At 24.2% G+C, this 16,553-nt stretch carries 13 protein-coding genes and 1 tRNA gene; 4 read left to right on the top strand and 10 right to left on the bottom strand.

Translation table 4 applies throughout. The features are described from left to right. Positions 1-132: 132 nt before the first annotated feature. The 3 genes from proS to SCANT_RS00940 all read right to left on the bottom strand — a co-directional run bounded on the left by proS (position 133) and on the right by SCANT_RS00940 (position 2,343). Positions 133-1,557 carry a proline--tRNA ligase gene (gene proS / locus SCANT_RS00950; RefSeq protein WP_053945857.1) on the bottom strand — a complete coding sequence of 475 codons (1,425 nt, stop codon included), beginning with the start codon at positions 1,555-1,557 and terminating at the stop codon, positions 133-135. A gap of 3 nt (positions 1,558-1,560) precedes the next feature. Beyond that, a complete protein-coding gene (locus SCANT_RS00945; RefSeq protein ID WP_053945856.1) occupies positions 1,561-2,145 on the bottom strand; it encodes a hypothetical protein in 585 nt (194 codons plus the stop codon). A gap of 107 nt (positions 2,146-2,252) precedes the next feature. Then, positions 2,253-2,343 (bottom strand) — tRNA-Ser (locus SCANT_RS00940). A 204-nt stretch (positions 2,344-2,547) separates the two neighbouring features. On the opposite strand from SCANT_RS00940, the gene SCANT_RS00935 reads away from it, so the two are divergent. Both SCANT_RS00935 and SCANT_RS00930 read left to right on the top strand, forming a co-directional pair. After that, positions 2,548-3,303: an ABC transporter ATP-binding protein gene (locus SCANT_RS00935; protein WP_053945855.1), complete on the top strand. Its 756-nt coding sequence runs from the start codon at positions 2,548-2,550 to the stop codon at positions 3,301-3,303. Then, on the top strand, positions 3,293-4,999 hold the full coding sequence (locus SCANT_RS00930; RefSeq protein ID WP_053945854.1) for an ABC-2 transporter permease: 1,707 nt from the start codon (positions 3,293-3,295) through the stop codon (positions 4,997-4,999). The genes SCANT_RS00935 and SCANT_RS00930 overlap by 11 nt, the downstream gene beginning before the upstream one ends. A gap of 161 nt (positions 5,000-5,160) precedes the next feature. Here the strand turns inward: SCANT_RS00930 and SCANT_RS00925 are convergent, their stop codons facing one another. The 5 genes from SCANT_RS00925 to tsaE all read right to left on the bottom strand — a co-directional run bounded on the left by SCANT_RS00925 (position 5,161) and on the right by tsaE (position 9,118). Beyond that, entirely contained in the window at positions 5,161-7,209 is a 2,049-nt protein-coding gene (locus SCANT_RS00925; protein ID WP_407696238.1) for a PTS transporter subunit EIIC, read from the bottom strand. Between the two features lie 103 nt (positions 7,210-7,312). Next, a complete protein-coding gene (locus SCANT_RS00920) occupies positions 7,313-7,546 on the bottom strand; it encodes a hypothetical protein (protein WP_053945852.1) in 234 nt (77 codons plus the stop codon). Between the two features lie 93 nt (positions 7,547-7,639). Next, on the bottom strand, positions 7,640-8,116 hold the full coding sequence (locus SCANT_RS00915) for a hypothetical protein (RefSeq protein WP_053945851.1): 477 nt from the start codon (positions 8,114-8,116) through the stop codon (positions 7,640-7,642). Positions 8,117-8,134: 18 nt separating this feature from the next. Continuing rightward, entirely contained in the window at positions 8,135-8,701 is a 567-nt protein-coding gene (gene tsaB, locus SCANT_RS00910; RefSeq protein WP_053945850.1) for a tRNA (adenosine(37)-N6)-threonylcarbamoyltransferase complex dimerization subunit type 1 TsaB, read from the bottom strand. Next, a complete protein-coding gene (gene tsaE / locus SCANT_RS00905; RefSeq protein WP_053945849.1) occupies positions 8,702-9,118 on the bottom strand; it encodes a tRNA (adenosine(37)-N6)-threonylcarbamoyltransferase complex ATPase subunit type 1 TsaE in 417 nt (138 codons plus the stop codon). A 66-nt stretch (positions 9,119-9,184) separates the two neighbouring features. Here tsaE and SCANT_RS00900 point away from each other — a divergent pair, with 66 nt between their 5' ends. After that, positions 9,185-10,168 (top strand): NAD(P)/FAD-dependent oxidoreductase, encoded by a 984-nt coding sequence (locus tag SCANT_RS00900; protein WP_053945848.1) that lies wholly within the window; start codon positions 9,185-9,187, stop codon positions 10,166-10,168. Positions 10,169-10,227: 59 nt separating this feature from the next. Continuing rightward, a complete protein-coding gene (locus SCANT_RS00895; protein ID WP_053945847.1) occupies positions 10,228-11,403 on the top strand; it encodes a hypothetical protein in 1,176 nt (391 codons plus the stop codon). A 163-nt stretch (positions 11,404-11,566) separates the two neighbouring features. Here SCANT_RS00895 and SCANT_RS00890 read toward each other — a convergent pair whose 3' ends face one another. Both SCANT_RS00890 and SCANT_RS00885 read right to left on the bottom strand, forming a co-directional pair. Next, on the bottom strand, positions 11,567-13,690 hold the full coding sequence (locus tag SCANT_RS00890) for a hypothetical protein (RefSeq protein ID WP_053945846.1): 2,124 nt from the start codon (positions 13,688-13,690) through the stop codon (positions 11,567-11,569). Next, entirely contained in the window at positions 13,653-16,472 is a 2,820-nt protein-coding gene (locus SCANT_RS00885; protein WP_053945845.1) for a hypothetical protein, read from the bottom strand. The genes SCANT_RS00890 and SCANT_RS00885 overlap by 38 nt, the downstream gene beginning before the upstream one ends. Positions 16,473-16,553: the final 81 nt, after the last annotated feature.

Below are 16,553 nucleotides of genomic sequence, written 5' to 3'. Positions count from 1 at the left end.
TCTTCTATTTTTTTAAAATATTAGTTTAATAACATTATCTTTTTTATCGTAATACAAAATTATTATAACTTTTATTTAGAATTAATTTAAAAAAAACAAATACTTTCATATTTGTTTTTTTTAAAAATATTTTTAATAAGCTCTTGCAAAATATACCATCAAACTTGATACTTTATTGCAGTTAAAGCATTTTGATTTAGTTTGTTCAACACCTTCTGGAATACATCTTGAATTTGTTGATGTCTTCTGTTTAACATCATTTTCACACTCAATTTCCCCACAAAAAGGTACTAAAACAAATCCAGGTGTTTTTTCAATTATTGATACATATTCTTTTAAAGTCTTAGCTTTAAAAGTTTTATCTGTTCTATTTTTTAAAGCCTTTTTGTAAAGGTTTTTATCATGTTCCAAAATTTCTTTATTTATATAATTTTCAACTTCTGCTAATTTGATTTGTACTTTATTTCTTAAATCTCTTCTAGAAATAGTAACAACTCCATCTTTTAAATCCCTAGGTCCAACTTCAATTCTAATTGGAACTCCTTTTATTTCTGCTTCAGAAATTTTAAAACCAAAAGACTTATCACTTTTATCCAATTCAACACGAAAACTTGAGTTTAATTTTGTTTTCAAATCATTTGAAACTGTCATTACCTCTTGTGAATCATTTATTGCAATAATTGATATTTGAATTGGAGCTACTTTACTTGGTAAAACTAACCCAAAATCATCTGAATGAGTCATAATAATTGCACCAATTAATCTTGTTGATATACCCCAACTTGAAGAATAAGCATATTCTTCTTTTTGATTTTTATTTTGAAACTTAATATTAAATGCCTTTGCAAAATTATCTTCAAAATAGTGACTAGTACCTGACTGCAATGATTGTCCATCATACATAAGTGATTCAATTGTATAAGTTTCTTTTGCCCCAGCAAATTTTTCTTTTTCAGTTTTTCTTCCAGAAATTACAGGTAATAAAAGAACATCATTGGCTAATTTTTTATAAACTTCTAAAATATCTAAAGTCATTTGTTTTGCTTCTTCTTTTAAAGAATGAAATGTATGACCTTCTTGTCATAAAAACTCACTACTTCTCAAAAATGGTCTAGTTGTTTTTTCTCATCTCATAACATTTGCTCATTGATTGTATTTTACTGGTAAATCCCTATATGAGTTTATTTCTCTAGATAAAAAATCTGCCACTAATACTTCACTTGTAGGTCTAATAAATAAATTTTCTCCCAGATTTTTATCTCCAACTTTAGTAACAGTTGCTAATTCTGGTGCAAATCCTTCCACATGTTCTTTTTCAGCAAGAAATAATTTTTCAGGTATTAAAAGTGGAAAATAAACATTTTGAACTCCTAATTTTTTAAATTCAATATCTGCAATTTTTTGAATTAATTCTCAAATTGCATAACCATGTGGTTTAAAAATCATAGTTCCCTTTACTGGTCCATATTCCATAAGTCCAGCATTTTTAACAACATCTGTATATCACTGACTAAAATCTACATCTCTTAATGTTATTTTTTCCATTTTATTTGCCATTAATTATTTTCTCTCTTTCTTTTTATCAATATTTCCAGTTTCACCAAAGAAAACATCAATATCAATATCATTTGCTTCTACATATGTTTGAATTCTTTTTAAATTTGCTTTATCTTTAATTAATATAAAATCAATTACTTCTAATGGAATTGTTTCATAAATATAAACTATATTTTTAACCTCATCAAGTGCTCAATCATTTTTAGTTAATTTAGCTAACTTATGTGGGTCAACCCCAATAACACTAATTTTTTCAATATCTACTTTTGATTCACTTGCTCATTTTCAAAAATGAGCTCTTGTTGATGAGTCAAACTCTAATCCGATTGAATTTTCATTTTCCAAATAAGTTCATACAATATACTCTTCGTCTTTTTTAAGTTTTTGATCTTTTAAAAGTCTAATACCTCTTTCTAAAATCAGTAAAATATTATTTACATCAGTATAGAAATACAAATTATTTATTTTTTTATTTTTAACAATATTTAGAACTTTTTTTTGTTCTTCTTTTCCTTTAAATATTTTTTTAAGAAAACCTTTTTTAGGTTTATTTTCACTTAAATCTTTATTTTTATCATTTTTTTTCATGTTATAAACCTCTTAACATATTTCATATTACTTATTTTATATGTAATACTTTTTATATTCAAATAAAAAACCAAGATTTTAAAATCTTGGTTTTGTTTTTTAAAAAATGGCGGATTGAGAGAGACTCGAACTCTCGCGCCAGTTGCCCGGCCTAACACCTTAGCAGGGTGCCCTCTTCACCAACTTGAGTACCAATCCATTTACATTTCTAATTATAACAAAAAATATTGCTTTAATATAAATACATTTTTGTAAAATTTGTTAAAAATGATTTTTAAAGTTTGAAAATGATTTTTATTAAATTAATAGGAATAATTTCCACTTTTTAGTTAAAAATTGTAAAATTTGAAAAAAAAAAAAAAAAAGTATATACCTATATAATAAGGCAGTGGAGGAAAACAAATGATAGAAATTAAAAATTTAACAAGAGTCTTTAAAAATAATACTGGCATAAAAGATGTCAGTTTTAATATTAATGACCAAGATATTATAGCTTTTGTTGGTGACAATGGAGCTGGCAAAACAACAACAATTAAAGCAATTTTTGGAGAATTGCATTTAAAAAAGGGAAATATTTTAATTGATAATGAAAATTTATTTTCAAATAACAATCTAAAAAAATTAGCTTTTTTCCCAGATACTAACAATATTCCATTAGATATGAAATTACATGAATACATTTTATTTTTATGTGCTGCAAATGGAATTAAAAGAAAAGAATTAGAAAACAAAATCAAGAATATATATGAAATGCTTGGCTTAGATAAATTTAAAAATAAAAAAATTAAAGAACTATCTGCAGGTTGAAAGAAAAAGGCAATCATGGCAAGTGTCTTGGTTCGTTCACCAAAATACATTATTTTGGATGAACCAACAGCTAATTTGGATGTTGAATCAAAAATAGAGTTTATTTCAATTCTTAAAGAATTAAATAAACTAGGAGTTACTATTCTTATTACAAGTCATATTATCGAAGAACTTCAAGAAATAGCAAACCATTTGGTTTTAATTAAAAATGGAGAAATAGTTTATGATAAAAGTTTTAACAATAAAAAGGAATTAATAATTGATATTTATAAAAAATTTATTGATCCAAAAAAAGTAAATATTGAATTAATTTCAAACTTGTATAAGGAGGATATCAAAAATGAAAAGTAAAAATACCAAAAGTTTATTTATTATTTATTTTTTAAATTTAAAGTTAGCTTTAAGAAATAAATCAATTATTATTACAGGATTAATTTTTATTTGTATTAGTTCATTATTTATTATTATGCAATCTCTTTCAAGTAGTTATCCTAAAATGCAACTAATGAACTTGTCTTTATTTAAGGCAGTCTCATATATTTGTAGTGGTTTTTGTTTTAGCATTTTTCTTACTCTTATTGCTTTTTTCTTTTTTAAAAAACAAAAAGATGATGGAATTCAAAATATTGAACTGAGAGCTGGAATACCGATATGACAATCTTTCCTATATAGATATTCTCTTGCCTTATTTATATCAATATTTTATGTTTTAATTAATTTTAATTTAGGACTATTATTTACTTTAATTTCAAGTTATGAGCAAGTAATTATCAAAGACATTCTACTAACTCAATTAGCATTTTATTTCTTTTTGCCAATAGTATTACTACCTTTTATAATAGCTATTTCAATGACTTTTAGTGTTGCAATTGGTATTTTAAATAATTTACTATTAGCTTTAATAATTTTTATATATCCCTTTGGAGCAGCTTTAAGCACTCAGTTAAATGGAAGTATAAATAAAATCTCAGAAACTAGTTACATGAATACCAATATTAATATGCATTTAGGTCATTTATTTTATAATTCATTAAAAAATAATGACGATTACAAAGATATTTTTGAAGAAACTGAAATTAACTTCAGATATGATAGTTTTGAGAAAGAAGATATTGGTGATATTGAAAAAAGAGCTTTTTTAAATGGTCAAGCAAATCTTTTTAATGGCGATCAAAAAATTCTAAGTCAATATAAAATTGCAAAACTTATTGACATAATCTATGAAAGTTCAAAAGAAATTGATACTTATAATAATAGTATTGAAAACCAATATTGATTACTTTCTGAAGAAGCTTGATCAGATAAACAAGTTTATATTAAAATTAAACCTACTTTAAATCATTTAAAAACACAACTACCAGAATTATTTGACTTATTTAATTGAGTTGAATATATCTATGACAATTATTTGACAATTATAAAAGATGGTGAACCTGGCGGAATAAACGGTTTAGCATATTCAATATTTAAAAAGAATCCTTTGATTATTAAAAATACATTTAAGTTTGAAGATGAAAAATTGAATAGTGAAGAAAATAATGAAGTTTTTAAAGTCTATAAAAAAAATCCTGAAATTATGATAATTAATTGAATTATTCTTTCTGGTTATAGAGCTTCAATGTATAATGATTTCAATAATTCAGACAATGATATACTAAGTATAAAAAATAATGGTATTAATTATAACTCTGAATTCAAATCAAATAATTCTTCTGCTAATGGAAATTTCTTTAATAACTGATGATATATCTATAGAGGTAATAACACAAAACCTTTTGTAAATGATTATGTTTCATCAATTTCAGCTATGATGCAACCTACAAAAGCATTAAAATATTATTCAAAAAATGATATTGAAGAAATTATTAGAAGAACAAAAAAATCAGAGGAGAAAATAAGCAATCAAGATTTATCTCTTTATAAAGATTTAGAAATGAAATTAAATGGTGGATTTAATATAACAGTTGCTGTAATTTGTTGAATTACTTTTTCTGCAGTATTAATATATTTAAACTCATTAATCTATAAGAAAAAATCAAAAATTTAATTTAAAAATTTTAACTAATAAAAAAGTTGCAGAAATGCAATTTTTTTATTTTACTAAATTCTTAATACTTTCAATAATAATTTTTAATATAAAAAACCCTACTAGTATTGGGGAAAATATACTAATAAGGTTTATATTATATTTAAATGAAATTTTACAAATTAAACTTGTTTATCTTTTTTTGCTTTACGTTGTTGGCCCAATACTTTTATCATACGTGGTTTAATGGCCTCTTGTTCTCCACCATAAACAATTTGGACATTTGTTCCTCTAATTAGAGCTCCATTAGCTCCTCCTAAGGAAATAATACCCTCCTTGTCAACAACACTTCCATCTTTTACAGTTACACGTAAACGACTTGCACAAGCATCAATATCAACAATATTTGCTTCTCCACCTAAAAATTCAATAATCTTTGTGGCCTTTTCAATTCTTGCATTTTCTGATGAACTTTTATTATTTTCAATTTTAGTGTCATCAGTATTTAATCCTTTTGCTTCTTTATAGTCAGCTTTAGTTGCTAATTTAACATCACTATTTCCATCTCTTCCTGGAACCATTACATTTCCATATTTTACTGCAAAGTAGAATGAGAAGAAGTATGCTGGTGCCATAATACCTGCTACTCCTAGAATGGCAAATACTGATGTTGCACTCATAGCTTTATTACCAAAGAATGGAATTAAACCAAATACTACATAATCAATAAATCCTCCTGAAACTGTCATAGAAACGTGAGTTCTAAATAGTCCAGATAGTAGGAATGAAATTGAAGCTAGTGGCATATGTACTCCATAGAATAATCATGGTGCTAGGAATAAGAATGTATATTCAATTGGCTCTGTAATACCTGTTAAGAAACAAGTAAATGAAGCTGAGAAATAAATTCCCATTACTGATTTTCGATTTTCTTTTGGAACATTTAATCACATAGCTAATCCAGCCATTGGTAAACCTAATAACATAAATCCAAATTTACCTGCTTGGAATCTTCCAATATTTAAACCTAAAATATCCAAGTCTTTAAAGTTTAATACATCTGAATTTGCAATAACTTTATAAGCCATTGTTTGGTCACCCATAGATTTTCATAAGTCAGTGTAATTTGTACTTATTAAATTTCTAATTTGGTCAAATTTTGGATCTGCTGTTCCTAACAATCCCATTGCATCATGATTTTTTGCTCATAAATCAGCAAATTGTTGTTGAACAATTGGATCAACAGTTTTTTCAAATGCTTCAGCAATTGAACCTCCTGCATTTGTTCATCATAGTGGTGCATAGAATACGTGATGTAATCCAAATGGCACTAATGAACGTTCAGCAACTTCATAAATTAATGAATCAACTCCGTATGGAAGTTTTCCAGAAGCTTGTCCAAATGCTGCTAGTCCCATACCTAAATATGGTCATAAAAACATAAATATAAATGATAATGGAATAACTGCAACAAAAGTTATAATTGGAACTAATTTTGTTCCACTAAAGAAACTTATTGCTGAAGGTAATTGTGTATCATGAAATTTATTGTAGCATTTGGCAGCAATTGCTCCAACAAAGATTCCTGCAAATACTCCTGTGTTTAATGAATTAACTCCAATATTTGAAGTTATTAAACCATTTGGAATTCAATTAATTCATAGTAATGAATAATAAACACTTCCAGCTGCATCAATATATTCAAGATTTGAATTAATTGCTACACCTTCTCCAGCTTCAGCAATATTTTTGCTTGAAGCGCTAACATATTTTGCAATATCTTGTAATCCAAAATTTAAATTTTCTCAGTCAATCCATCATTTATTATCTTGACCTGCAACTTGTGAATAAAGTTGATGTCAACTATTATCTTGCAATTGCACATAAACTGTACTTTGTTCAACTGAATTAGTATGTAATAATGCAGCTTGCATTCCATTCATAACCAGAAAACCAACAACAGCTGTTAACGCTGCAATACCTGAATCCTTAGTATATGCTAATGCTACAGAAATACAAAACAACACTGGTAAATTTCCAAAACACACATCACCCATTTTATTTAGAAGTGATCCAAAATAAAATAGGAATGTACCATCAGAGGCATTAGATGAAATTGCTGCACCAACACCAAGAAAAACACCTGCAATTGGTAAAAGTGCAATTGGTAATAAGAATGCTTTACTTAATTTTGAAAGTGTAGGCATAATATTTTTACCCATACTCTTCATTTTAGCAACAAACTTATTTGAAGATTTCTCACCTGTTTTTTGAGAAACATTTTTCATATAGTTTAATTCCCTTTCTTTTTCTTTTTTTTGTTGTGGTTGCTAACTAGAACATCATCATTAAACCAGTAAAAGCCATTATAAAACCAAAAATCGCAACAAAAATAGGAAAGTTTTTTTTAGTAAACTCTCAAATTGTTTGACTTTCTTGATTTCCAGTTTTAAAATTTGAATTATTTTTAGCTTTATTTTTGGCATAATAGGCCCAATATCCAAAACCTATAATTATTAATAATCCTATAACTATTAATAACAACCCTATAATTTGATTTTGTTCCATTTTAAAATTCTCCACATTTCTATTATATAATGGAAAATTTTTTATTACAATACCATTTTTAAGTTTTAAATATATAAGAGTTTCTAAAATATTTTACTTATTAAACCCTCTAATATCTGTCTTAGTTTTTTTAATTCAGTATTTAAGTTTCTCATAATCAATATTTTCTTCTAATTGTATAAATCTAATATCTGTCTTATTTAGCCCATTTTCTTGCATATAGTCTTCAATATTTTTATATTTTTTTTGTTCAATCTTATCAATAATTTCTAGTGCACTTTGACTAAATTTAGTGCTCTCAAATATTAATATAGGTCAAAAATACTCTTTTGAATTAAAGTTATTAAAAATTAAGGCATAAATACCTGATTCATTTTTAAAACCATTCTCATATTTTATTATTTCTTTATTTTTGAAAATTTTTTTAATATCATTATTTTCTAAATTATTTTTTAATTTAAAAACAGAAGCTGCTCCTCAGATTGATACTATTAAGCCAATAATAAATAAAATTATTATTAAAATTAAAGCCCATGCTGGCATATTTGAACTTTTATTAATTTCTTTCATATCTAAAAACTCTCTCTCCTATATAAAACTCTTTATATACAATGGTTTAATATCTTTTATTTCTTTTATTTCTTGAAAGAATATTTTTGTTTGTAAATAGCATTCCTTAAAATCAATTTCTTTATAATCTTCAACTAAGCGAAAATTTAAAAACTGTTGTTCAAAATCCTTAAGATATTCTAAAGGCACTAACTGATCTTCAATAATATTTTTTCCTTTATCATATATTCCTAGATATATATTTTTTCCTTTTGCATCCAATATGCTTATTACTTTTTTAGTTGATGCTTGAAAAGCAAGAGAAGATAAAACATATATTTTAAATTTATTATTTAATGTTTTTAAAGTTTTTACAATAGTAATCCCTACTCTTACTCCTGTATAACTACCAGGGCCTTTTATTACATATAAATTATCAATATCTTTTATAGTTAATCTATTATTTTTTAATAAATTATTAAGTTCATTTATAGTAATATCGCTAATTCTTATCTGATTATCTAAAAAAAATGAATCTATAATTTCATTATTTTTTTCTAAAATAATAATTAATTTATTATTACTTGTGTCTAAAAAAAGATTCATTTATTTTGTCTCCTCTATTATAAATATTCTCTTATTTTCATTAATTATTTCAATTGAAATTTTTATTACATTAAAATAATTAAAATAATCAATTGCTAAATTTTGACTTCACTCAATTATATTAAAAGAATTAATCATTTCTTCTAGATACATTTCACCATCTTCTTGTAAAGATAATCTATATGCATCAATATGATTTATTTTTAATTCTTTGATTTGATATTGATTCATTATTGTAAAAGTTGGAGATGTTACTAATTCTTTTAAACCCATTTCTTGAAGTAGATATTTACTAAATGTAGTTTTTCCAGCACCCATTTCTCCATCAAGAATTAAGCAACAATTTTGCTTAATTCTTGGCAAAATAACTGCAATAACCTTATTAAGTTCTTCAAGATTATTAATTTCTAATCTCATTTAGCAATACTCCTTTGCCTATATGTATATATGATATAATGAATTTGCACTATTTTGGAGGTAATTATGGTTAAAGATATTTTAATAATAGGTTGTGGTTCAGCAGGATTATATGCTTGAAAAATGGCAGCTGATTTAAAATTAACTGGAGATATAGTTGAATCTAAAGACACTTATGGCGGTCAAGTAACTACTTATTACCCTGAAAAATACATTTATAATTTTCCAGCAATTCCAAAAATACAAGCACAAGTAGCTATGGATCAAATGTATGAAGCTATTAAAAAAGAAGACAACGAAATTATTGCAATTTATAATACATACGTTTTAGAAATTAATATAATTAAACCAGAAGAAATTGGCCATGATAATTGATTTGAAGTTAAATTTTCAAACAAGCAAAAAAGAAAATATAAAAGAATTCTTTTTACAGATGGAATGGGTTTATCTAAACCAATTCCCCTTGTTGAAAAAGATTATGACAATATTTTTTATTCAGTTACAAATATGAGTGCTTTTAAGGATCATAATGTCTTAATATTTGGAGGTGGAGACTCATCACTTGATTGAGCAAATGAACTTAGCAATAATATTGCAAAATCAGTTACTATAATTCATAGAAGAGAAGAATTTAGAGCCAAACCAGTAAGTATTGAAGAGGCTAAAAAAAATAAAGTTGCATTTTTAACACCATACAATTTTGTTAATATTATAAAAGAAGAAAAAAATAATGTTAAAAAAATAAAAGTAAGCAATATTAATTCAAAAGATGAATTAGAATTAGAATTAGATTCAATTATTGTTCAATTTGGACAAACAATTGAAAAACAAAAATTTGAAAATTTAAAATTAAATATAAATAATCTAAATAGATTTGAAGTAGATTATACTATGCAAACTAATGTAGTAGGAATATACGCAGCTGGTGATTGTTGTGTTTATCCAACAAAAGTAAGAAACCTAGTTTCTGGAGTTTATGAATCAATGCAAGCAATTGTACATATTGAAAAAACTCTTAAAAATAGAAAAGCTGTAAATAATGGCTGATAAGATTATTGGAATTAAAGGTTTTTCAAAGTTATTTATTTAATTAAAGGTAGAGAAATAGAATGAAAAATAGACTTAAAATAATAGCTTGATATATATTTTTTATTTATTTTTTTGCTTTCTTAATGCTTTCTGCAACCATGGCTCAAATTGATCCAGCTCCTAGATATCACCTTTTTGGATGATTAAATAAAATATTTGCTGATATTTCTTTTTGAACTACACAAACAAATTGAATGTTTTTTATATTCTTTTTATTTGTTGCTTTGAATGGAAAATGAGGCTTGTGAAAACCTGGTAAAGTAGCTTGAATTAATTTTTTAAGCTACTTTACTTTAACAATGGTACTTTTTTGATCTGCATTATCTGGTTCAAAAGAACTGCCATTAGTTTTATGAGCTAATGAATATAATTCTTTTATAAAATGATTTATTACAGTTACTACTCATTTAGTAACTTATTTAATAGCTATGATCTATTATTTTTTTATAGTGAAAAAAGAGAAAATTGATATTTCCAATTGATATAAGAAAAATCTTTTAATTGGTTGAATCTATCCAATATTTTATTTATTTTTTGTTTTAATTAGAATGCTAATAATGAATTATTTGGATGTTGAACATTTTATAAAACAGGCATCAAATAGTGAAATTAGTTGAATAGAAGAAAATCATGAATGAGTATTAGACTTGCCAATTTATGTTCTTTCTACTCCCTATTTTTTCTTTAATCCTTTTGTAGTCAATGGTAAAGAACTAATTGTGGCTGGAACTATGGTATGTTTACTTTTAATAACACTTTGCCAATACTTATTAATATGAATTAATAACCTTTGTTTAAAGGAAAAAAATACCTCTAAAAATAATCAAATTATAGAACTAAATACAGAAGAAAAATTAATTGCTTATATAAAAATTATGTTAGGCCTAATTTTTATATCTGTTGCAATTTATAAATTAACAATATTTTCAAATTATAATTTTAATAATAAAGAAAATACTCTCTATCATATAATGTATATAATTGTTTATTTATTTGCACTAATATTAAATATTACAATGATTTTATTTGCAATATTTAGATTATGTAAAATATATGAAAATAAGAATATTGAATTTGTTTCTTCCTTTTTTTCTGGATTTTTTTTAATTCATATATATATTTTGCCTATAGTTATTTTAATACCAATAATAGCTGAAAGATTTTCGGAGAATAAGGAAGTTTTATTAAAAAAATAACCCAAATATATTTTATTAATTATAAATAATGTTTTTATAAAATAATTTTTTATGGATAATAACCTTTGATTTTTATTGAAATATTTGAATATAAAAAATTCTCTAACTATACATAATATTTAAAAATAAAATGTTATAGTTAGAGAATTATGTTAAATTAAAATTAATTTAATATTCTTTTTTTAGAATTAGTTTTTAATAAAATTTTGTCAATTGCTGATTGAATATCATTATTGTAAAAAATAACACTAATTTCTTCACCAATTAAAGAGTTGCTATATGTATACATATATTTTTCAATTGCCATTTTATTTACATCTCCATTGATTCTAGCATTTGAAAGAGCTGCCTTTAACGCCATTTCCTGAGAGGAATAGTAAATATAGGAATTAGTTTTTAAGTCTTTTAATTTATAAACTAAATATCTTCCATCTGAAATAATTGAATCATAAGATTTTTTAATATTATTATTTCATGAATCGATTTCTTTCTTATGTGTCATTTTTGATTGTAGTGCAATATTACGTTTTAAAGCTCTAATAGCTTCTTGTTCTGAATTTCCACTTTCAATTGATTTACCAAAAACATCATAAGCTATATATCTTTTTTTAAGACTTAAACTACTTTGCACAAATTGCTTTTCTCTTGCTTCTTCATATGAATCAGCAAGTAGTTTTCCATCTGGACTAGATAAATCTGGTGTTGCCCCATAAGAGTATTTCAAAACTGTATTAAATTTTCCTTGCAACTGTAAAAAATTATCTAATTGTTCTCTTGTTGCATAAAAATCTGGCTTTAATTGATATTTTTTTTCTCCATCAATTATTATAGGTTTTTTTAATAACTCATTTTTTACAATTAATCAATCATAATAGCTTTGAATTAAAGAGAAACTAGTTCCTTTTGCATAGTTTATATCATACATCAGATCTTTATAAACACTACCATCTACATTTTTTATATAATATTCATTTAAAATATCAGAATAATCTACACCTTTATTCTCATTACCCTTGAAGTTTGTAATATTCTTTTGAAAATATTCTTCAAATCAAGCATCATACATAAAAGCTTTGTCTTCTCTAGTTGATTCTTGAATTGAATATCTTTGATTTAAATTACCTATTGATTCTACTAATTGTCTTTGACTTGAATCATAATAAGTACTTATTTTAGAAACTGTTTTATCTTCATAATTATAATCATCAAAGCTTGGATTGTTTTTACCTAAACCATGGCTAAATTTAGGAACTAATTTAACAGTTGCTTTATATACTTTATTATCATTAGGTTTTTTTAATTCAAAATCTCTATACCAGTAATTTCTTCCAAGAGTTCATGAACCTTCATGACCTGTTGATCATTTTGATTTGTCTTTAAAATCATTAACCATTTCAGTTTTTGATTCATATTTATTTGCAAAAATTATTGATGGATATTGTCCTCTATAGTAAATACTTTGACTCTCTCCTTTAAAAGCAATTCTTAATTCACTTTTATTTTTTATTCCAAATTGAAGAGAATTGACGTAGTCCATCTTTGATACTTTATAATAGTAACTATCTAAGAAATTTTCTTTTAACTCTCTTTTCATTTTTTTATATAAAATTTCTTTATCTCCATATTCATTAATTGGTTGTAATAAATGGTTTCCCTCTAAGCTTTTTGATTTATTTACAAAATAACCTTCTTCAAAATTACTTAAAAGATTATTAATATCTTTTATATTAAAAGCGTTATAGTATTTATTATTATATTGATAATAAAGAGATTTGTTAATTTTCATATTATTTTTTTGATTAATTTTAGCTTCTTCAGGAGAATCAAATCAATTTTCTTCATCATAACTATATTTTTGCCTTACAAGACCTCCATGAGTATAAGTTTCCAAAGCCTCATCACTTGTATAAGCAATATTTCCAAAAGCATCTCTATAAATTGGTGAAAATTTATCCATGTCAATATCATAAATCTTATTCTCATCTAAAGTCATGTGTTCATAATCTTTAATTATTTTGCTTGGATTTGAAGAGGTAAATTCACTCTCAACTATTGAATTAGATAGGATATACTCATTTAAAGATTCTTGACTTGTAAATATTTTATTATCATATTCACTATAAATTTGATTTCCTATATATACTTTATTTTCTTCAATATCTCTTCTTAAAAAATCTGTCAACTGCTCTTTATCTAACATAGTTGTATTTTGAAAATTTGTGATGCTAGTAACTGAGGCTGTTGAAAAATTAGTTATAGCACAAACTGTTAAAATATGTTTTAGCATTTTGTTCACTACCCCTTCCGTCTATATTATTTTTTTCAAATACAATTTCTATCTGTTTATCTATTCATTGTTTAAAATTTTTTTCATCTAGAAATTCAATTCCTTTATATGTATAAGTTGTTTGTTTTCTATCAAGTTCATAAACTTGATAGTTAATTTTATTATCTAAATAATTAATTGCTTCTAAATAAGATCTAAAATATTTCTTTTGTCCATAAAAATTCATTTCATAAATTTTAAAATCATAACCATTATTTTCTTTTAAATTATAATAATAACTAGTTTCAATTAAATCAGTATTAATAATTGATTTATATTCTATTATCTGATTATTTCTAATAAATTCTTGAATTTCTTTTTTAGTTTCTTTAAATACTTTATTATTATTCATTTCATAAGTATAAATTTCTTTGTAATTTGAAGAGTCATCAGCCTTTCTTTGCAATTCCTGAATTGCAATTTGTTTTGATTCATATCCGCCACCAAAACCATCAAGATAATACTCTTTTCCATTATCTTTATAAAATTTATTAAATAAGTTTGAAATATACTTTTCTTTTTCTTCTGCAAGTTTTTTTTCATATTCATAACTTTGCAAGCAGCCTTGTGTTGATGAGTTTGAATTACAAATACTTGGAAGATTAAGCATATAGTTATTATCTTTACTAATAACTGAAGTTAGTAATTGCTTTGTTTTTAAGTAATTTTCTGGCTTTTTGTAAATTGAATATTTTAAGTCATCAATTGCTTTATTTTTTTCCTTATAATACTTACCATCAAACTCATATAATTCTTTTATTTCCTTTCCATCTATTGATGGAGAAAAATATTTTAAGGGAGCATCATTTAAAGTATAAATAGATTGATCTTTTACTTTACCAAAAGAAATATTTAATAATGGTAATTTAAATGTTGGTTTGAAATAATATAAAGATTGATTACTATCTAATTTAGCTTCATATGTTTTTAAACTTATAAAGCTAAACATTTGTCCTAAATTTCAAACCCCAGATACTGCTTGAGCAATATACACTATAAGCAAAGGAGAAAATCTAAGATTGGATTCTTCAATGTCTAAACCCATTGCATTGATAAATTCTTTTTCATTATTAACTAATGAATTAGTTATCATCTCCTTATTTTTTTGCATATTTTTTTCTAATTCACTTTCATTTTTATTTTTAGTTTTTTCTGAGTCCTTAATATTTTCACTGACTTGTTTAACTGCTCCTGAAATTTTATCTATTTTTTCCATTACAGCATCAACTCCCCTAAATATTTTTTCTGCTATATCTCATAAAATTTTTTTTGTTCCTCCATCATTAAAAAAATTGGATGTATTTAAAAATAGACTGTAAATATCATCAAAAGATATACTATCATCTAATAATATATTTGCGCCTTCTTTATTATCTTTAACATCAATAAAGTTATTCATGAAGTCTTTTTGGGAGTTTAAAATTTCAACAACAATTTGTTTTAAATTTTTTTCTAATTCTTCTGGTTTTATTGATAAATCATATATTTTTGTCAAGTCCAAAAATCTTTTAAAAGATATTAATAATCTATAAAAATCACTTAAATCATTATCTTCAATTTCAGCTAAACCATATGATAAATCATCTTTTAAATTTTTAGATATTATAGAGTAAAAATCTCTATTAAATACATTTAAAAATTCCTTATTTAAATTTAAAGTTTCAAAAGTGTTATTTAAATAATTCATCATTTCATAATCACTTCCAATTGGATCCTTTATTTTTGAATCTAATACTACAGTAGTAATTATTGCAAAGGCTCACCCTCATATAGGTAACATTAATGCATTGATATCATAAGATTTAATAGGTTTAAATTCTGCAATTGAAGATACATTCTCATTACTTTCAAAATATTTTGGACCAACAAAATAACTTAAACTTTTTTTACTATGTTGTGTTACTCAATATGATGATTTATCTGCATTTAAAACTGGCTGAATATTCCTATTAATTATTTCTTCATCTAAATCTTTCATAGCATCTAAGAACTCAAGATAATTTAAATTTGAAAAGTCTTTTCCTTGGTATTCAAAACCTTTTGAAATGTTATTTCTTAATCAAGAAGTAATTTGCTCTTGTGTTTGACACATTCCCCCTTGCTCATAACACATTGTTTTTGATTCACTTGACTCTAGATTTTTTAATTTGACATTTAAATAATGTTCTCTGGCACTAAAAATGTTGTCATAATGTTGACCATCTATTTCATAATTCAATTGAAAATTATTTGTATAAGTTTCTAAAGCATCATTTTTTGAAAGATATGTCAAATCATTATTTCCTTTATAAACTGTTTGAATACTTTCATTGCTACTTGTTTTAACTAATCCAGACAATTCTCCTGAGTTATTAATAAGATAATCATTAGGATTTCTTTTAGTTTTAATTTCGTTTAATTGAAATTTATTTTCAATATATAAATCTAACTCATCTTTTGTGTTGAATATTTCATCATCAAACATGTATATATTACTTTGAAAAGAATAATTATTATTAATTGCATTTAATTTTGAATATTCATAAATCTCCTCTTTTGAAGAAAAATAGTTATTATCAAATTTAAAATAAATTTGCTGCTCTAATTTGGATTTTAATACTATTGGTAAAGATATAGCTAACGTTATAGACGAAACAAACCCAAATATTGAACCTAATAAAAAAACTCTTTTAAAATTTGCTTTATTATTTTTATTAAATATTCTATCAACAAATTTTTTGATGTTACTTTCTTTTTTTCTCATTTTACTTTATTTTTCCTTTCAAGAAAATAATATTAAAAAATTTAAAAAATACAATATACTTTTTAAATTTTATTGTAAAAT

This window comes from Spiroplasma cantharicola (assembly GCF_001281045.1).
GTDB classification, from domain to species: Bacteria; Bacillota_I; Bacilli_A; order Mycoplasmatales; family Mycoplasmataceae; genus Spiroplasma_A; species Spiroplasma_A cantharicola.
The sequence above is the reverse complement of the archived record's forward strand: the minus strand, read 5'-3'. Positions and strand labels throughout refer to the sequence as shown.